Source organism: Streptomyces sp. NPDC054770 (assembly GCF_053611985.1).
In genome coordinates, this window is sequence record NZ_JBSHBL010000030.1 from 1 (window position 1) to 4,936 (window position 4,936).

3 protein-coding genes are annotated in these 4,936 nt (G+C 72.8%); 1 reads left to right on the forward strand and 2 read right to left on the reverse strand.

The genetic code is table 11. The features are described from left to right. Positions 1-124: 124 nt before the first annotated feature. Together ACWGKQ_RS24925 and ACWGKQ_RS24930 are read right to left on the reverse strand one after the other, a co-directional pair. Complete coding sequence (locus ACWGKQ_RS24925; RefSeq protein WP_453294148.1) at positions 125-1,144, reverse strand: phosphatase PAP2 family protein; 1,020 nt, start codon at positions 1,142-1,144, stop codon at positions 125-127. A gap of 238 nt (positions 1,145-1,382) precedes the next feature. Continuing rightward, complete coding sequence (locus ACWGKQ_RS24930) at positions 1,383-2,639, reverse strand: mannosyltransferase family protein (protein ID WP_453294149.1); 1,257 nt, start codon at positions 2,637-2,639, stop codon at positions 1,383-1,385. A gap of 260 nt (positions 2,640-2,899) precedes the next feature. Here ACWGKQ_RS24930 and ACWGKQ_RS24935 point away from each other — a divergent pair, with 260 nt between their 5' ends. Then, positions 2,900-4,510, forward strand: coding sequence for an MFS transporter (locus ACWGKQ_RS24935; protein ID WP_453294150.1), 1,611 nt, complete (start codon positions 2,900-2,902; stop codon positions 4,508-4,510). Positions 4,511-4,936: the final 426 nt, after the last annotated feature.

The window sequence follows — 4,936 nt, forward strand, 5'->3', positions numbered from 1 at the left end:
GGGCCTTCGCCGTGCCGGGGCCGGTTGTGCGTACCTGACCCCGCTGTCGTGCTCTCCGCTGCCGTGCCGTGCCGTGCCGTGCCGTGCCGTGCCGTGCCGTGCCGTGCCGGCGCCGGTACGGCCGTCAGCCGCCCGTCAGCGGCCGGGCCGGCTGGGCGGCGGTGCCGCGCGGCTGCCGCTCGGGGTGCTGCGGGCGGCGGCTGCCCACCGGAGTCACCGGGGTGCGCTCCGAGCGGGTGGTGTGCGGGCCGGGTGCCAGATGGATCGGGGCCCTGGACGCGCGGGACAGGGAGACCGGCTCGGGTTCCGGCGTCGCCTGTTCGACGGGCGCCGGACGCGGCTTGAGGACCACGGGCACCGGGACCGGTGCGGGCGCCGTGCTGCCGCGGCGGGCGCGCCAGCGGTCGCGCAGGTCGAAGAGCGAGATCTCGGCGCGGGCGATGAACGGCTCGCACCAGGGCAGCGCCAGCAGGATCAGCAGCCCCGCGGCCCAGCCCAGCAACACGTCGCTCAGCCAGTGCGTACCGAGGTAGACGGTGGACATGCCGACACCGAGCGAGGTGACCGCCGAGGCCGCGGAGAGCCAGCGGCGGGCCCTCGGGGTGGAGGCCAGATATGCCAGAATTCCCCAGGTCACCACCGCGTTGGCGGTGTGTCCGCTGGGGAATATATCGCCGCCCAGGCCCATCTCGTTCGAGCCGATGACGGTCGCGTAGTGCGGTCCCAGGCGCCCCATGCCGAGCTTGGCGGCGCCGACCGTGATGTTGAGCAGGAGCAGGGAGGCGCCGAGCGTCAGCATCGGACGCAGGGTGTGCTGCCGCCACGAACGCCAGCCCAGCCAGGCCGCGACCATCACGGCGGTCGGGCCGCGCTGGCCGAGGACCACGTAGTAGTCGACGAACCAGTGGATTCCCGCCCACTGCTGGTACGGCCGGAAGAACATGACCTGCCAGTCGAGCCGGACCAGCCAGGACGTGATCACGACGGCCCACACGATCGCCAGGTAGAAGGCGAGGGTCGCGGTGAACAACACGACCCGGTGCCGGCTCATCTTCGGCACATCAATGTGGGCCGGCCGTTCCGGCTCACGGTCCAGCCTGGCGAACACCCGGTCCAGACGGGTGAGGTTTCGTTTGGTACGCACCCAATCGACGTTACAGCGAGTGAGCTCTGTTCCCGGGCGAAACAGCGGCTTTGTGATGACGATGTGATGTGGGAAACCTCTCAGGAGGCCTCCGAATTCTAAGGATTCCGTAATCCTCGGCGGGTCCGCCCTTCAATTCCTTTGATCATGTCAGGTCGCCGTTTTATGGCACTTATGAATTCGTTAACCAAAGGGTGGGGTGGAATTCTCCGGTTGCTCATCGGGGCCACCGAAATGATCATGGGGGTCCGGAGCCGTTCAGCCAGAACGCGCCATAGACCGCCGAGGCCACCGCCACACCCGCCGTGACCAGCACCGATCTGCTGGTGCGCAGTCGGGCGAGGGCCCGGGCGAGCGGCAGCAGCACCGGGAAGGCCGGCATCAGCAGCCGTGGCTTGGACCCGAAGTAGCTCGACGCGCACAGCGCGAGCGCGAGGACGACACCCGTGTAGACCAGCAGGGGAAGGGGTTGCCGCTGGCGGACGCCGATCACGTAGAGCCACAGCAGGAGACCGACGCCGAGGATCAAACCCGCTCCGGCCAGGGCGGACGGAAATGACGTGAACTTGTCGGCCACGAAGCGTGCGAACGCATAGCCGCCGTCGAATCCGTTGCGCCAGCCCGCCTGGACGTCCAGGTAGCCGAGCGGGCCCCGGCCGGTGCGGTGGCCGACCCACAGAACATAGGCGGCGGCACCGACGGGGGCGAGGAGCATGCCGAGGACGCGGCGCCAGGGAGGGGAGTCGGTTGTGGAGAGAGAAAGGGAAGGGGCGCGTGTCGCGAGAGGTGCGCCCTCCGGTCGATCCGCACCACGGTCCCGCGCGCCGCTGCTCCGGTCCCGCGCGCCACTGCTTCGGTCCCGCACGAACGAGACCACCCCAGCCGTCCACACCGCCGCCACCACGGCGAGCCCCACCGGCCGGGTCAGTCCCGCCAGCGCGGCCAGCGCCCCGGCGGTCACCCAGCGGCCGGTCAGCACGGCGTACAACGACCACGCGGCCAGCGCCGTGAACAGCGACTCGCTGTACGCCATCGACTGCACGACCCCGACGGGCAGCACGGCCCACACCAGCACCGCGCAGACCCCGGCCCGCGGGCCGTACACGAAGTCCGCGACCGCGAAGATCCCCCAGGCCGCGGCGAGCGAGGCGAGCAGGCCGACCGTGAAGCCGGCGTCGGCGTACGACAGGGGCGCGAGCGCGTGCAGCAGGCGCTCCAGCCACGGCAGCAGCGGGAAGAAGGCCAGGTTGGAGTGCACGTCGCCGTTCGGCAGCCGTACCTGGTAGCCGTAGCCCAGTTCGGCGACCCGCGTGTACCACAGCGAGTCCCAGCGCGCCGTCAACAAGGTGTACGCGCTTCTGCCGCGTGCCGCGCTCCACCCGGCCAGCACGGCCAGGCCGAGGGCGCGTACGGCCGCGTACCCGAGCAGGGCCGGCGCCGCCCGGCGCAGGGCCGGGGCGCGCGGTGCCGCCACGGGCGTCTCAAGATCGGTCACGGGCTCGATTATCGACGGGACACGGAACCGGAGGGCTCGCCGGGGCGTGGTGCACAGCGGGGCCAGTGGCGTACGCCACATGAGTTCTCCGGAGAGTGTGAGAGGTCCGCCACGTGCCCCCGGAACGAACTCGCGTACGCTGACATGTCACTCGCGTTCGTATGCGCGGGCCGGAGACCCCGCTCCTCTCCGGCCGTACGACGGGGAGTCCCCACCCCGCCGGTCCGCCGCACGCGAGGGACCATCTGGGAGGTACGTACATGTCCGGGACGACCACGGCCGCCGTACGACCGCGCCGTCGGGCGGAGCCCAGGGCCGGTGCCGGTGCCAACCGCTGGGTCGTCCTGGTCGTTCTCTGCGTCAGCCTGCTGCTGGTCGCCCTCGACGCGACCGTGCTGCATGTCGCGGTGCCCGCCGTCACCGAGGACCTCAAGCCCGGGGCCATGGAACTGCTCTGGATCGTCGACGTCTACCCGCTGGTCTGCGCCTCGCTGCTGATCCTGTTCGGCACGCTCGGCGACCGGGTGGGGCGGCGTCGGGTCCTGCTCCTCGGCTACGCCCTGTTCGGCGTCGCCTCCGCGGCGGCCGCCCTCGCGCCGAGCGCGGCGGCGCTGATCGGGGCCCGGGCGCTGCTCGGCGTCGGCGGCGCGATGATCATGCCGGCGACCCTCTCCATCCTCCGGCAGGTCTTCCCCGACCGCCGTGAGCGGGCCCTCGCCATCGGCATCTGGAGCGCGGTGGCGGCGGTCGGCGCGGCCGTCGGCCCCCTCCTCGGCGGCTTCCTCCTCGAACACTTCTGGTGGGGCTCCGTCTTCCTGGTCAACATCCCGCTGATGCTGGTCAGCCTCCCGGTGGGACGGCTTCTCCTCCCCGAGTCGCGCGGCGACCGCGACGGCCCCTGGGACGTGGCCGGCGCGCTGCTGGCGGCGGCCGGCCTGTTCGGCGTGGTGTTCGCGGTGAAGCGCCTCGGCGGCGGCGAACCGGCCGCCGGCGCGCTCACGGTGGCACCGCTCGTGCTGGGCGCGCTGTTCCTGGTGCTCTTCGTACGACGGCAGCGGCGGCGGGCGTTCCCGCTGGTGGACCTGAGGATGTTCGCGCGGCCGGCGTTCAGTACGGCGGTGGGCTGCATCGTGCTGGCGATGCTGGCGCTGGTGGGCCTCGAGCTGATCGCGGCGCAGTACCTGCAGCTGGTGCTGGGCCTGTCCCCGCTGGAGACGGGTCTACGACTGCTGCCGCTGACGCTCGCCGCGATGGCGGCGGGGCTGGCCGGGGCGCGGCTGCTGCGGCGTTTCGGGCCGCGCCGGATGGTGTGCCTGGGCTTCTGCCTGACCGCGGCGGCGGTACTGACGCTGACCGGGATGGGCGGGACGGACAACGCGGGCCTGCTGCTGGCCGGCTTCCTGCTGCTCGGGTTCGGCCTGGAGACCACGCTCTTCGGGGCGTACGAGTCGATGCTGAGCGAGGCGCCGGCGGCGCAGGCCGGTGGGGCGGCGGCGATCGGTGAGACGTCGTACCAGTTGGGGGCGGGGATCGGGATCGCGCTCCTGGGCAGCGTGATGAACGCGGCGTATGCGCCGGGGCTGGCCGACGTGCCCGGGGTTCCGGCGTCGGCGTCCGCGTCCGCGGGGCATTCACTGGGCGAGGCGTACGAGGTCGCCTCGCGGCTGGGCGGGTCGGCGGGGGTGGCGTTGCGCCGGGCGGCGCGGGACTCCTACGTGCACGGTCTGCATGTGACGTTGCTGGTGAGTGCGGGGCTGTTGTTGCTGGGGGCGGTGATGGCGCTGCGGCTGCCGCGCGCCATGCAGTGCGAGGACACCCCGGTGGAGCTCCCCGCCCCCCGCGAACCACAGAGGTCCCGCGTCTCGGCATAACCGTCGATTCCCCACCCACGCACCGCCCGTGCGGGTGGGAGAAGGAGTGGACCGACCTGTGGGGGGTGCTCCGCCGCCGGCGACTGACCGACTGAATCCCCACACCCCTCCCAGCGTCCCTCAGCCGCCGTCCTCCGCCCGGCTGTCCCGTCGGCCCCCGGCCCGCTGCCTCGCGGTCGCTGTCTGCCGTCGCCGCCGGCTGCTGCCTGCCGCCCCCCGGCCTGTCCCGTCGGCTTCCCCTGACGTCCCGCGGCCTGCCCCCTGCTGTCCGCTGTCCCGCTGCCTCGCGCTCGCTGTCCTGTCGGCCGCTGTCGGCCGCCCGCTGGCTGTCCGCCGCCCGCTGGCTGCCCCCCGGTTCGCTGTCCTGCCGCCTGCCGCCTGCCGCCTGCCGCCCCCCCCCCACCCCCCGTCCCGCCGCCCGGGGCC